The sequence below is a fragment of the Chryseobacterium sp. KMC2 genome, assembly GCF_016756935.1.
In the GTDB taxonomy this organism is placed as follows: domain Bacteria; phylum Bacteroidota; class Bacteroidia; order Flavobacteriales; family Weeksellaceae; genus Chryseobacterium; species Chryseobacterium rhizosphaerae.
On record NZ_JAESIT010000001.1, the window covers coordinates 349,626 to 362,708 of the forward strand.

Annotated in this window: 8 protein-coding genes; 3 read left to right on the plus strand and 5 right to left on the minus strand. The window is 36.2% G+C overall.

The genetic code is table 11. From position 1 onward, the window contains the following. Window positions 1-22: 22 nt before the first annotated feature. From JML65_RS01550 to rpsA, 3 genes are all read right to left on the minus strand, one after another. A complete protein-coding gene (locus JML65_RS01550; protein WP_237390755.1) occupies window positions 23-2,662 on the minus strand; it encodes a T9SS-dependent M36 family metallopeptidase in 2,640 nt (879 codons plus the stop codon). A 260-nt stretch (window positions 2,663-2,922) separates the two neighbouring features. Beyond that, complete coding sequence (locus tag JML65_RS01555; RefSeq protein ID WP_047485636.1) at window positions 2,923-4,344, minus strand: T9SS type A sorting domain-containing protein; 1,422 nt, start codon at window positions 4,342-4,344, stop codon at window positions 2,923-2,925. Window positions 4,345-4,571: 227 nt separating this feature from the next. Then, window positions 4,572-6,359, minus strand: a complete 1,788-nt coding sequence (gene rpsA, locus JML65_RS01560; RefSeq protein WP_047485638.1) for a 30S ribosomal protein S1 — start codon at window positions 6,357-6,359, stop codon at window positions 4,572-4,574. Window positions 6,360-6,638: 279 nt separating this feature from the next. Between rpsA and JML65_RS01565 the strand changes: the two genes are divergently transcribed. Together JML65_RS01565 and JML65_RS01570 are read left to right on the plus strand one after the other, a co-directional pair. Then, window positions 6,639-7,901 carry a carcinine hydrolase/isopenicillin-N N-acyltransferase family protein gene (locus tag JML65_RS01565; RefSeq protein ID WP_202269700.1) on the plus strand — a complete coding sequence of 421 codons (1,263 nt, stop codon included), beginning with the start codon at window positions 6,639-6,641 and terminating at the stop codon, window positions 7,899-7,901. Between the two features lie 105 nt (window positions 7,902-8,006). Continuing rightward, window positions 8,007-9,314, plus strand: coding sequence for a DEAD/DEAH box helicase (locus JML65_RS01570; RefSeq protein ID WP_047485641.1), 1,308 nt, complete (start codon window positions 8,007-8,009; stop codon window positions 9,312-9,314). A gap of 122 nt (window positions 9,315-9,436) precedes the next feature. On the opposite strand, the gene JML65_RS01575 is transcribed toward JML65_RS01570, so the two are convergent. Next, a complete protein-coding gene (locus JML65_RS01575; protein WP_202269701.1) occupies window positions 9,437-10,330 on the minus strand; it encodes an SMP-30/gluconolactonase/LRE family protein in 894 nt (297 codons plus the stop codon). Window positions 10,331-10,585: 255 nt separating this feature from the next. Between JML65_RS01575 and ccoG the strand changes: the two genes are divergently transcribed. Continuing rightward, window positions 10,586-12,028, plus strand: a complete 1,443-nt coding sequence (ccoG, locus tag JML65_RS01580) for a cytochrome c oxidase accessory protein CcoG (protein WP_052188495.1) — start codon at window positions 10,586-10,588, stop codon at window positions 12,026-12,028. A gap of 69 nt (window positions 12,029-12,097) precedes the next feature. Here ccoG and JML65_RS01585 read toward each other — a convergent pair whose 3' ends face one another. Next, entirely contained in the window at window positions 12,098-12,979 is an 882-nt protein-coding gene (locus tag JML65_RS01585) for an AraC family transcriptional regulator (RefSeq protein ID WP_202269702.1), read from the minus strand. Window positions 12,980-13,083 lie beyond the last annotated feature (104 nt).

The following is a 13,083-nucleotide window of genomic DNA, read 5'->3' on the forward strand; positions in this document are numbered from 1 at the left end:
TTACTAATGATATAAAAATTAATTATTTTTTTATGATTACTTTAGAAGTAGATTCAAAACCAAGTCCTTTTACTTTTACCATATATACTCCATTGACTAAATGAGTTGTAGAAATTGCTTTTTTAGCATCCGGTGAAATTTTATCTTCGGAAGAAACCAACTTACCACTTGTATCATACAATTCCACACTTACTTTTCCAAGGGCATTGCTTGGGAAGTTAATGTAAAACTCATCTTTAGCAGGGTTCGGGTAAATAGAAATCTTGCTGTCTTTTACAGATTTCACCTCATTCGTAGCCAACGTACATTCTGCCGGTACCGAGAAATTTTCCACCTGGTCATTGATATTGTTTTTAAGTCCTGCTGAAGCCCCTACTCCCAGTCCTCTTCTTGCAAAAACATTCCAGATCATACATTTATCCTGACCTAGATTTGATGCTGCGTCTGCAGCTAATATAGCATCTCTTCCATCAATGAATGAAGGGTTACAGCCCTGAAGTTTCAATGCATCAGTCACGATCTGTAATACCCTGCTACTTCCGTTAGTGGAGTTTGCCAATACATCAGATGAATAGCCATATTTTTCAACATATTTCCAGTGAAGATCCCACAGCATGGTGGCCCAAACAAATCCAATAGAGTGAACATCAAGGGATAGCCCTCCACTCGCATTAGTATATACCATACCATTAGTACGTCCATAGGTATAATTATTGATGGTAAGGTCCGGAGAATACTTAGCAGGTCTGATACCTCCTCCATCTATCGGCTGACCTCCTACATAAGTTCCCATTCCTCTTGGCACCGATGCATTATCTCCCGCTTTATTGGTAAGCATTAACGCAAAGAAGTCTGACCATCCCTCACCCATCTGTTCTCTGCTGACGTTTGCATTCAAACAATTAGAACCCGTTCCTGTAAGTCTATTAGATATACCGTGTCCATACTCATGGGTTACAATACCATTATCAAAACTTCCATCCGGTGTTACGCTGGTAGTCGGATCATCCTTAAGGGTAACATTTACCGTTACATTAGCAGTAAGCTGACCATTAATATAATCTCCTTCAGACTTGGCAACTAGAACAGTAGGAATAGTAACTGCAGGATCTGTTCCTGACATATTACCTATCGATTCTCCATTTACTGCATTGTTATAAATAATTACAGCTGTAGCTCCGGCATCCTGCAGGTTTTTTGTTTTAACAACAAAAGAACATGTTCCTCTTTCTACCAAGCCTATTTTTCCTGTAAGCGATCCTGCAGGTAAAGCTGTACATCCTTCCGGCACTGGAGATAACTGTACATTACCCGTAATTCCGGTAGCGCTTAAAGGAGCACCAAATTCTGAAGTTCCTGCCCTAGGTTTACGTATAACAGCTCCCGCAGGGGTGTTATAATAAAACAACTGATTCACTCTATTCCATAAATACATTTGCATTCTAGGGTTAAATCCGTCTGCCGGAGAAGAAAAGTTGGCATTATTTAAACCACCACCATCTTGAGCTTCCGCATATACAGAATCATCATCTTCCCCACCTTTTCCAAAGTTATTCTGCTGAAAGTTTTTAGCAGATTCTGTGAATCCAAACTGATAAAAAACATCATGAATTCTATTATTCAGATAAAACAAATTAGTAATTGATGCATTTCTGTTAGCCACAGGAGTTCCATTGATACTAAAAGGGAAATCAAAGCTTCTTGCCGCACCTCCATCTACCGGTGTTCCGGGTAGATAATCAGGATCCGTTAAAGCTGTTCCGGCAACATCTTCATAAGCAAAAACGTTGTTTCCTCTCGTTACGGTGTAATGATTAACACCATCAGAGTGCCATCCCTCAGGAGATGCAACAGAAATCCATGGATTGGTAAGAATTGATCTTGAGCCAAAAGTAGGGGCTTCAATAGGCATAGGAAAAACGTTATACGAAGCATTGTCCGGAAGTAATACGAAAGCGCTGTTTTGAGCTGTCTTATTATCAGGGCCAATAAGTAAATTTTCAAGATGTGTATGATGATCATGCCCAGCCTCAGAGCCATATGCGTCAGGAAGGAAATTACATGATAACGTTAAATTACTTTTCTCAAGGATATTTCCATTATAAGCATCAACCAAAATATTCCAATGATTTGGAGATTTAGGCTCCATCAAACTGTATTCGTACACGAGACGTAAATTCCCGTTTCCATCATTGGCATATACTAATCTTTGATTAGCCGATCCTGTTCCTTTCTTTTTGTTCTTCTCAAGATATTCCAGGATCGTAAAATGAGCAATGTCTGCATTATTTAGTTCCTCTGCTATCTTTTGAAGTGCCGTAGTTTTATTGATAACGGCAACACTTGATGTTGCTGAAACATAATCTTTAATAAAATTGTCTGTATAATATACAACTTTATGATCCTTAATAAGTGCTGTTCCTACAGAACTGTATACTGGTAGGCCGTTATAGGTCTGTACAAATTTTACAACATTCCCATTCAGTGACTTTGAGTCATCTACATTATCTATAATAAAATGAGTAAGGTCTGATTTTTTATATTCTCTCATTTTGTTTTGAGAAATATAATCCTTAATCAAATTTTCATTATCTTGTCCAAACAAAAAAGCTGGAAATGCTGAAAACACAGCAAATAAAATAGGTAAAGTTTTATTTTTCATGTCAATTATTAAAGCCGCTAATCTACAAATAATTCACAATACAAAAGTTAAATTATTAGCTTTTTAATTAAAATAAATTAATATATATGAATTTAAAAACAAAATAAACCATTGAATATTTCTCAACAAAGAGAATCCACACTCTGTTTTATGAGTATAAGACAGTATGCAGCTGCCATATTATTTTTCTTTACTTACATTCTGTACCCAAAATACTCATTAAAAGAAACTGCCCTTACGGACAGTTTCGTTACTAATAATTATTTTTTTATAATTCTACCTACGTTTGTTTCCCCTTTATCTGATGTCACTTTTACAACATACACACCCTGCTGTCTATTTTTCAAATCTGCATCAAATGTTTTTCCTTCCACCGTTTTGGTAAGCAATACATTCCCATTCAAATCCAATACTTCAAGCTTTCCCGATCCAATTTCTCTGTTCAAAACTCCCTTGAATTTGCCATCAGTAGGGTTAGGTGTAATTTTAATGGAGCTGTCTGCAGCTTCAGGAACTCCTCTTGTACATGAAACTCCCAGATCCAGGTCGTAAGGGAACATAGGATAATGATTCCAGCTCATTACATCCATTGTTCCACTGGAAAAACTATACTGCACGGTCATGATAAATTTATATTTCGCTGTAGATCCCGGAGGAAAATTAATATCCGAAGGATAGAAGTGAAAATACACCTGATTACCACTGATGAAGGTAGGAGTTGTGGAAATACCGTAATCCACTCCTGTACTGATATCCCGAACCACCATTTTACTGTGGGTCACTGTAGCTCCGGGAGGCAATGTATAATCACCATAAATATTAAAGTCTGGAGATACTCCACAACTATTGTATTCGTAATAGAATTTCAAACTTCCCCACACTCCGGTATTACAAGTGCTATTAATTATTTCATCAACTTTAGGCATCTCTGACACAGATTCAAATACAAAAGATTGAGGTCTTGGATAATACAGTCTTGGTAAAACTCCGTAATCCGGGTCATTAACATTAGTTTCAACTCCCCCAGAATATGATCCTCCGGCACTCGCAATAGAGGCCCCCGTAGCAGAAGACTGCGCATTAGGACTCATATGCATCATTACAAATTTAGCACCCCGGTTTACTTTAAAGTCTGTCACATTTTTAAATGCTCCCGGAGTATTTAATGCTGTATCATAATAATTCGCAAGATATGATCCTGTAAGTAAATCCCCTGTATTTCTGGAGCCGTCAGTAAGTACCAATACTGCAAGTTTGGAGCTTCCATTTTTATGTAATGAAGTCTGCGGACTTACAATCTCCGGGCTATAACTGCCATCCAATGCATTCCCTATTAACCCCAACGCTTCATTAAAATGCTGACCATAGCTAAGCCTTCTATTGAGATAAGGTTCCGGAAAGGTAAGTGTAGTAAAATCTGACTCTATATATATTCTTGGAGTAAGCCCTAAGCTGGGACCGTTATTCAGGCCTGTTCCATAATGAACTACCGCATATCTGTTTTTAGGATGACATGCCATGATACGTTCAATTAATTTAGCCGCTGTAAGCTTCATCTCCTGGAAGCGTGCATTATTTATGGTAGAACCATTATCAAGACAGATAATATAGTCCGTCTGTGCCTTTAAAGAACTTCCCACCATCAGACAGGCTAAAAAGAAAAATAAGAATGCTTTTTTCATAAATCAATATTTTAAATTAAGTTGAATTAAAAATAACATTAATATTATCCATAACATAAAATATTTAACCATTAACCATTCATTAACGTTAGACCATGAAAAAGTAATAAAAAACTCCCGTCTGTTATCATAAATTAATAAAAGTAAGTGATCGGGATTGTATCCATTATAAAGCATAAAAAAAGCCGCTCAAATGAGCGGCTCCATATTATAAATGGTTTCAAAGATTATTTACCTTCTTCCATTTTTCTTTTCAATTCTGCTAATGCATCGATATCTCCAAGAGTTGATCTTTCTTCGTTGTTTGAAGAAGAGATATTTCTAGAAGAAGAGTCTTTCACATTTTTCTTTTCCTCATCTCTGAAGATTCCTGTGTGAGAAACTACTACTCTCTTGAATTCTTTGTTGAATTCGATTACTTTGAATTGAGCATCTTCACCTTTTTTGATTTTAGATCCATCTTCTTTCTCTAATAATCTTGAAGGGCAGAATGCTTCTACTTCAGCATCTTCGAATTGTACAGAAGCTCCTTTATCGTGAACTTCTACAGCTTTACCAGCGTGGATAGTTCCTTCAGCATACTTAGTTTCGAATTTATCCCAAGGGTTTTCAGTCAATTGCTTGTGACCTAGAGATAATCTTCTAGCTTGGATGTCTAATTCAAGAACTACAACATCTAATTTATCACCTACTGCACAGAACTCAGATGGGTGCTTGATTTTCTTAGTCCAAGAAAGATCAGAAATGTAGATTAATCCGTCGATACCTTCTTCTAACTCTACGAATACACCAAAGTTAGTGAAGTTTCTTACAGTTCCTACATGCTGAGATCCTACCGGGTACTTAACCTCGATATTCTCCCATGGATCTTTAGATAATTGCTTGATACCAAGAGAAATTTTTCTTTCTTCTCTATCTAAAGTTAATACTTCAGCTTCTACTTCATCACCTACTTTCACAAAGTCACCAGCAGATCTTAAGTGAGTAGACCAAGACATTTCAGAAACGTGGATTAATCCTTCTACACCTGGAGCGATCTCTACGAATGCACCATAGTCAGCAAGAACTACTACTTTTCCTTTTACTTTGTCTCCTACTTTCATGTCAGCAGAAAGAGCATCCCAAGGATGAGCTTCTAATTGCTTCATACCTAATTGGATTCTTGTTTTCTCGTCATCGAAATCAAGGATTACTACTTTCACAGTTTGTCCGTCTTCTAGGATTTCAGATGGGTGGTTCACTCTAGACCAAGAAAGATCTGTAATGTGAATTAATCCGTCTACACCTCCTAAGTCGATAAACACACCGTAAGAAGTAATGTTCTTAACAGTACCTTCAAGAACTTGTCCTTTTTCAAGCTGAGCGATGATTTCTTTTTTCTGACCTTCGATATCTGCTTCGATCAATGCTTTGTGAGATACAACTACGTTTTTGAACTCAGGGTTGATTTTCACAACTTTGAACTCCATAGTTTTACCTACGAACTGATCGTAATCTTTAATTGGCTTAACGTCAATTTGAGAACCTGGTAAGAATGCTTCGATTCCGTGAACGTCAACGATCATACCTCCTTTAGTTCTAGACTTAACAAAACCGTTAACGATTTCTCCAGTTTCGTGAAGTTCGTTTACTTTATCCCAAGCTTTAAGCGTTCTAGCTTTTCTGTGAGATAACTGTAACTGACCAGTTTTGTCTTCTCTCTTGTCAACCATTACTTCTACCTCATCACCTACACTTAGGCCTTGGTTGTAACGGAATTCGTTAAGAGAAATAACACCTTCTGATTTGAAGTTGATGTCTACGATAGCTTCTTTGTCAGTTAATCTTACTACTCTACCTACTAAAACGTCATTGTCGTTTAGGCTGTTTAGAGATCCGTTGTAGATTTCTTCTAAGTCGCTTTTTTCTTTTCTCGCATCTGCATCAAGACCTGATTCGAATGAATCCCAATCAAATTGTTCTGGTGCTACGTTTTGGTTTAAAATAACCTCTGCTGAATTTGTCTCTTTTGACATTTTCTAATAAAATTTGTATTCCTTCTTTTTTAATGGTTTGAATAAATGTGGATTTAAAAAATACGGAAGTAATTAATTTTTAATATTTTACCCTATCAAACCTCTCCCACAAAAAGTGGATGCAAAGTTACGTAATTTTTTAATATCAACAATGAATTTTTCACAGTGTTTTATTAAATATTAAGAGTATTTTAAGTTGAAGTGTAATACATTTACCCTCAGAATTGTTTTACTAAAAGAACTTCATACTAAGTGAGCTTCCTACTAAAGAAATAAATCATGAAAAAAATCCTTCTTATCACCATCGGCATACTGCTCTGTACTATCAATTCCGTAAGAGCCTGTACTATTTTCTCATGCTCTAGAGGAGGGGAAGTGTTTGCTGCAGCTAATGAAGATGACACTACGCCGTTTACAAGGATATGGTATAACCCCTCCACAAAAGACAGGTATGGATCTGTTTGTTTTGGAGGCCCTGATATGCAGGTAGCTTCGGCGATGAATGAATATGGATTGTTTTTTGATTTTGCTGCAGCCAACTATGATCTCAGCAAATTGAAACAGCTCAACCTTTACAAAGGTTTTCTGATGTGGGACGTTTTAGGAAAATGTAAAAACGTAAAAGAAGCAATAGCTATTATCAAAAAGTATGACTACAACTCTCCCTCCCAAGTTTTATTAGCCGACAAAGAAGGAAATTCTGTTTTGATCAATCCTGAAGGTATTATTGAAAAAAAGGGTGAGTTTCAGGTTAATGCCAACTGCAATAGCATCAATGGGAAATTATCGTGCAGAAGACCGGAAATTGTAAACGAAGAACTTTCTGCCTCAAAGACTGTCAATGTGGATTTTTTTAAGAATATTTTAAACAAAACCCATCAGGAAGGGGATCTGCCAACCTTATACTCTACGATCTGCGATCTAAAAAGAGGAATTATCTATGTTTATCTTTTCCACGATTATAATAATGTATATACAATTGATCTAAAAGCTGAACTGAAAAAAGGATATCGTATTGAAAACCTGGGCGACCACTTTCCGGCTTCTTTTGCTTATGAAAGCTTTTCAAAGAATCATTCATTATATGTAAAAGAATCTATCCTGCAGGAGATGAAAACCAAAGGCACAGATTCAACCATTGATCATTATCTTGCAGAAAGCAACAAACAGCTTCCTCAGAACAAAAACTTAGATTCAGCCTTATTAGAGGTTGCTTTGCAGCTTGTAAAATATTCATGGAATGAGCATACTCATGGTGGAATGTGGGACTATTGGTTCAGTTTTCCAAAAGGATATGAAATACAGCAATATCACGATCCCAATCTTAAATCAGCAGAAAAAATTTTTAAATATTTATCCGAAAAAGAAAATCCGGATCCCAAACTTAAAAATTTCATTTATGAAATGTATGGGTATATCAATCTCATACAAGGAGATCATAAAACAGCAAAAGAATACTATAATAAATCGGTGTCCAACCCTGAGGATTCTTACAAGGTGACCTTAATACGAGGAAAAGAAATACTCAGCAGGATTAAATAAGAGTGAGAATCATTATACTGGACTTTAAGATTGGGGCAGCTTACCACTACACTCACTTCTCTATCCCTTGCTGCAACCTACCGCCTAATTTCTTACCTTTGCACCATGGAATTAGAATCAATTTATCAAAAACTGCAGATTCAGGAAATGAATCAAATGCAGAAATCTACATACACTGCCTCTGAAAACAATACCGATATCGTCCTGCTCTCTCCTACCGGTTCAGGAAAAACCCTTGCTTTTTTATTTCCGGTTCTTAGAAACCTGAAAAAAGATGTGCAGGGTGTTCAGGCTTTACTATTAGTTCCTGCAAGAGAACTGGCATTACAGATCGAACAGGTTTTCAAAGCAATGGGAACAGATTTCAAAGTTTCTGTATGTTATGGTGGACATGATAAAAAAATTGAGGTCAATAATTTAATTGAAGCACCTGCTGTTTTAATCGGAACTCCGGGAAGGGTTGCTTACCATATAAGAAATAACAATTTCGATCCGAGAACGATTCAGACTTTAGTACTGGATGAATTTGATAAAGCCTTAGAACTAGGATTTCATGAGGATATGGAATTTATTTCCGGTTCATTAAAAGGTCTTTCACAAAGAATTCTGACTTCAGCTACAGCAATGGATGAAATTCCCAAGTTTACAGGCTTAAAGAATGAAAAGACCATTGATTTTTTAAAATTAAGTGAAGTAAAGCCGGATATCCAATTACGAAAAGTGATGACTATTTCTGAGGAAAAGTTAGATACTTTATTCAATTTAATTTGCAAGATCGGCAATAAAAGAACATTGATCTTCTGTAATCACCGTGAAGCTGTTGACAGAATTTCTGAGCTTTTAAGAGAAAAAGGTATCGACAGGGAAACCTTCCACGGCGGCATGGAACAGGATGAAAGAGAGCGTGCTTTACTGAAATTCAGAAATGACTCTGCAAGAATTCTTATTACGACTGATCTGGCTTCCCGCGGACTTGATGTTCCTGAAGTGGAATCTATTGTACATTACCAGCTGCCTCCAAAAGAGGATGCTTTTATTCACAGAAACGGACGTACCGCCAGAATGAATGCCAAAGGTTTTGCTTACCTTATCATGACTGAAGATGAGAATTTCCCATTCATCAAAAATAACACACCTGAAGAAAGTGTAGCAGGCTTTACTAAAGTTCCGGCGAAAACACCATTTCAAACCATTTATATCAGTGCCGGAAAAAAAGATAAAGTCAATAAAGTAGATGTAGTGGGCTATCTTATAAAAAAAGGGGAACTCCAAAAAGAAGACATCGGATTGATTGAGGTAAAAGATACCACATCCTATGTTGCTGTTTCCAGAAATAAAGTAGGTGCTACCCTGAAAAAACTTCAGAATGAAAAACTGAAAGGGAAAAAAGTGAAAATGGAGGTTGCTTATTAAGATTCAGTATACTGTTATTAAGAACCGTATCTTATTAATTAATTTTCAATCCATAAAAGTCACTGAAGTGTTTAGAAATAAATACTTCAGTGACTTTTATGGTAAAAACAGTATGGGTAAAACTACTTTATTCCTTTCACTCTCATCGGGAAAGTATAAACAGCAGTTGAAGCAGTAATAAATAAAACATCATTATTTTCTCCTCCAAATGTTACATTGGATGTCCATTTTTCAGGAATGGAAATATGGTAAATTTTCTTACCGTCCCGGTTAAAAATATGTACTCCATCTCCTGTTAAATAAAGATTTCCGTGTTTGTCCAAAGTCATTCCATCTGAACCCATTTCACAAAAAAGCTTTCTTTCTGACAGCTTCCCTTCTCCAAGAATATCATAAACATAGGTTTTTCCGGCATCAATATCCGAGAGGTATAATTTCTTTAATTTCTCACTTCCTACAATACCATTGGGCTGTGTAAAAGTTTCCAGCTTGACTGTTTTACCTTCTTTATTTCTGTAGTAAAGACTTTTATGTGCTATTTCCTGCTTAAAGTCAGTCCAGTAATCCCTTTCATACAAAGGGTCTGTAAAATACATTCCCCCTAAAGCATCATTCCATACGTCATTGGGTCCGTTCAATCTTTTTCCTTCAAATCCTTTCAGAATAACCTCTACTTTTTTATCTTTTGATATTTTCCAGATCTCTCCGTGATCATCAGAACAGGTAATCAGATAGCCGTCTTTATCAAAGTGGGTTCCGTTTGCTCTTCCGGTTTTATCCAAAAACTCTATAACCTGATTGCTTTTCCAGTCCCAATAGTAAATTTTATCATTAGGCTGATCTGTAAAATAAACATTTCCTTTATGATCTGCCGACGGTCCTTCCGTAAAACTAAACTTATCTGAAACCTTTTCAGGTTTTACTCCTTCATAAAACATTTTACTATAATTTACTGATTGACAATTTATCAATGCGAAAACCAAACCAATCATTCCTATTTTACAGATATTCTTCATACTTCATTTTTAAAACTGCAATTTACAATTTGAATAATAGGATTCAAAGTTATTTTATCATTTTGATCTAATATAACACTCAAATAAAAATGTCCCAATTGTCCTATTTTTGAAGTAGATCATATTAGTAGTGGGAAGATATAATTCGGAGCTTTGCAGTAGTAGGATCAATAACTTTTTTCACAAAAAAATGTCCTAAAAACAAAATTGATTTTACGATACAATATTACCTTAATACTTTTATAGCATACGATAATGAGTGCAGAGTCCAACAATATCAAATCTTTAGAAATCGAAAATGAAGATTTTAGAAATTCAGTAGGAACAATGGATGAAACGGGAAAAAGAAAATGGATCTTCCCGAGAAAGCCCAAAGGAAAATATACCAATTACCGGAATTACACCAGCTACGTTTTGCTTGCTTTGTTTTTTGGGTTGCCTTTTGTAAAAATCAATAACAATCCTTTTCTGCTTATTAATGTTATTGACGGGAGATTCTTCATTTTCGGACAGTCTTTTTATCTTCAGGACTTTTTTATTCTTGCTTTAGGAGCTGTAACGTCGGTTATTTTTGTCATGCTCTTCACAGTGGTTTTCGGAAGAATATTCTGTGGCTGGCTGTGTCCCCAAACTCTTTTTATGGAAATGATTTTCCGTAAAATTGAATACTGGATTGAAGGTGACCGAAATAAGCAGATGAAGCTCGACAGACAGGAGTGGGACACTGAAAAAATAAGAAAAAGGCTGACAAAATGGTCGGTATTTCTTTTCATATCGCTGGCTATTTCTCACTTTATGTTCATGTATATCGTAGGGTATGAAGAGGTTTTCCGTATTATGAGTGAAGGTCCGGCTGAAAACTCACTCAAATTTACGGCTATGATCTTTTTCACGATGACCTTTTACTTTGTTTTTGCATGGCTTCGTGAGCAGGTTTGCACACTGGTTTGTCCGTACGGAAGACTCCAGGGGGTTTTAATTGATAAGCAGACTATTAATGTATATTATGATTTTAAAAGAGGAGAAGGCCGCTCAAAATGGAGAAATAATGAAGACCGAAAAGCTGCCGGAAAAGGAGACTGTATTGACTGTAACCAATGTGTAGTGGTTTGCCCTACAGGAATTGATATCAGAAATGGCCAGCAACTTGAATGTGTCAACTGTACAGCATGTATTGATGCCTGTGATGAAGTAATGGACAAAGTAGGAATGCCTAGAGGACTGGTTCGTTATGCTACAGAAGCAGAGATTGAGAACAGGGAAAAGTTTACATTCACTTCAAGAATGAAAGCGACCACCGTTTTTCTGGCTTTACTCATTGGATTCCTTGGGTTTTTAATGTACGACAGAGGATCCATGGAAGCCAAGTTCATCAAACCGGCAGGATCTACGTTCTTTATTAAAGACGGTAAAATCACCAATACTTTTATTTATACCCTTCTGAATAAGTCTAATGATAAAAAAGTATTGACAATTAAAGTCATAACGCCTGCGCATGCAGAAATCACTTATTTCGGATCTGAAAAAATCATTTTAAAAGGAGATCAAATCCTTAAAGGAAACATCAATATCACCTTCCCTGAAGAAGATATTAAGTTTTCAAAACAAAATATGGTCATTGGAGTTTTTGATGAAAAAGGAAAAATGGTAGATTCATTTGAAACTACTTTTGAAGGACCATTTAAGCTGGTGTTATAGGTTGCAGGTGACTGATGAGAGACGGTAATATGAAGATGGAGCGTCACCAGCAACTTTATATGATACAATTTACACCTTGTATTCCTTAATAAACTGAGTAGGGGTCATTCCGGAATTTTTCCGGAATACTCTTACAAAGTAGGAATATTCTTCATATCCCAATCTGAAAGCAACTTCAACAAGGCTTTCATCAAGATACATCAGCATTCTTTTGGCTTCCAATACTACTCTTTCTGTGATGACGTCTGTAGCTGTTTTCTGAACAACAGTCTGGGCAATTCTATTGAGGTGCTTGGGCGAAATACCTAATAAAGAAGCGTAATAAGCAATCGATTTTTCATCGGGAAAGTGTTCTTCAATTAAATTTTCGAAATCCTGATAATGCTTAAAATAGGAAAGCCCCGCCGAGGAATCCACTCTGTCAAAATCTTTTGAAAATAATCGTGTGGCATTGATAAAGATCTGAGACATCAATGAAAGCATCAATCCTTCTTTCATAATATTCTTCTCCTGGTATTCTTTTTCCAGCTCCTGGAATAATTGTATATTTTGTTTGAGTTCCAGGATATCCAGCTGAAGTTTTCTTGGAAAAGAGACTGATCCGAAAAATGGAAAATTTCTCAGCTTCTGATTCACATAGTGCATTTCATAAAACTCCTGGGAACAAAAGAAAATATATCCTTCAATATCTGCAGAAAGCTCCCAGCTATGAATCTGCCCGGGAGACAGAAAAAAGAGACTGCCTTCAGAAACTTCATATTTTTGAAAATCAATTTCATGAAACCCTGTTCCTCCGGTAAAAAGAACCGCTGCATAAAAATCATGCCTGTGTGGTTTTTCGATATGCCGATGCCCTACAACCAGATGATTTTTCATGGTATTAAAATAAAAGTCTGAAGCATTTCTGCCAGCTTGAAAAAGATCAATATGAAGAACTGAAATCGAATTCATCACCTGCTATTTATAAAAGAAAACGGATTGAATATTGATAAAAGTAGTATAAATAAAGATAAGCCGCAAATTTCAAATAAAAAAGGACCGGTATAACCGATCCT

What these genes read in the sequence shown, in the direction of transcription:
- JML65_RS01550 (WP_237390755.1), bottom strand. Translation starts at nt 2,662, where the DNA reads ATGAAAAATAAAACTTTACCTATTTTATTTGCTGTGTTTTCAGCATTT.
- JML65_RS01555 (WP_047485636.1), bottom strand. Translation starts at nt 4,344, where the DNA reads ATGAAAAAAGCATTCTTATTTTTCTTTTTAGCCTGTCTGATGGTGGGA.
- rpsA (WP_047485638.1), bottom strand. Translation starts at nt 6,359, where the DNA reads ATGTCAAAAGAGACAAATTCAGCAGAGGTTATTTTAAACCAAAACGTA.
- JML65_RS01565 (WP_202269700.1), top strand. Translation starts at nt 6,639, where the DNA reads ATGAAAAAAATCCTTCTTATCACCATCGGCATACTGCTCTGTACTATC.
- JML65_RS01570 (WP_047485641.1), top strand. Translation starts at nt 8,007, where the DNA reads ATGGAATTAGAATCAATTTATCAAAAACTGCAGATTCAGGAAATGAAT.
- JML65_RS01575 (WP_202269701.1), bottom strand. Translation starts at nt 10,330, where the DNA reads ATGAAGAATATCTGTAAAATAGGAATGATTGGTTTGGTTTTCGCATTG.
- ccoG (WP_052188495.1), top strand. Translation starts at nt 10,586, where the DNA reads ATGAGTGCAGAGTCCAACAATATCAAATCTTTAGAAATCGAAAATGAA.
- JML65_RS01585 (WP_202269702.1), bottom strand. Translation starts at nt 12,979, where the DNA reads ATGAATTCGATTTCAGTTCTTCATATTGATCTTTTTCAAGCTGGCAGA.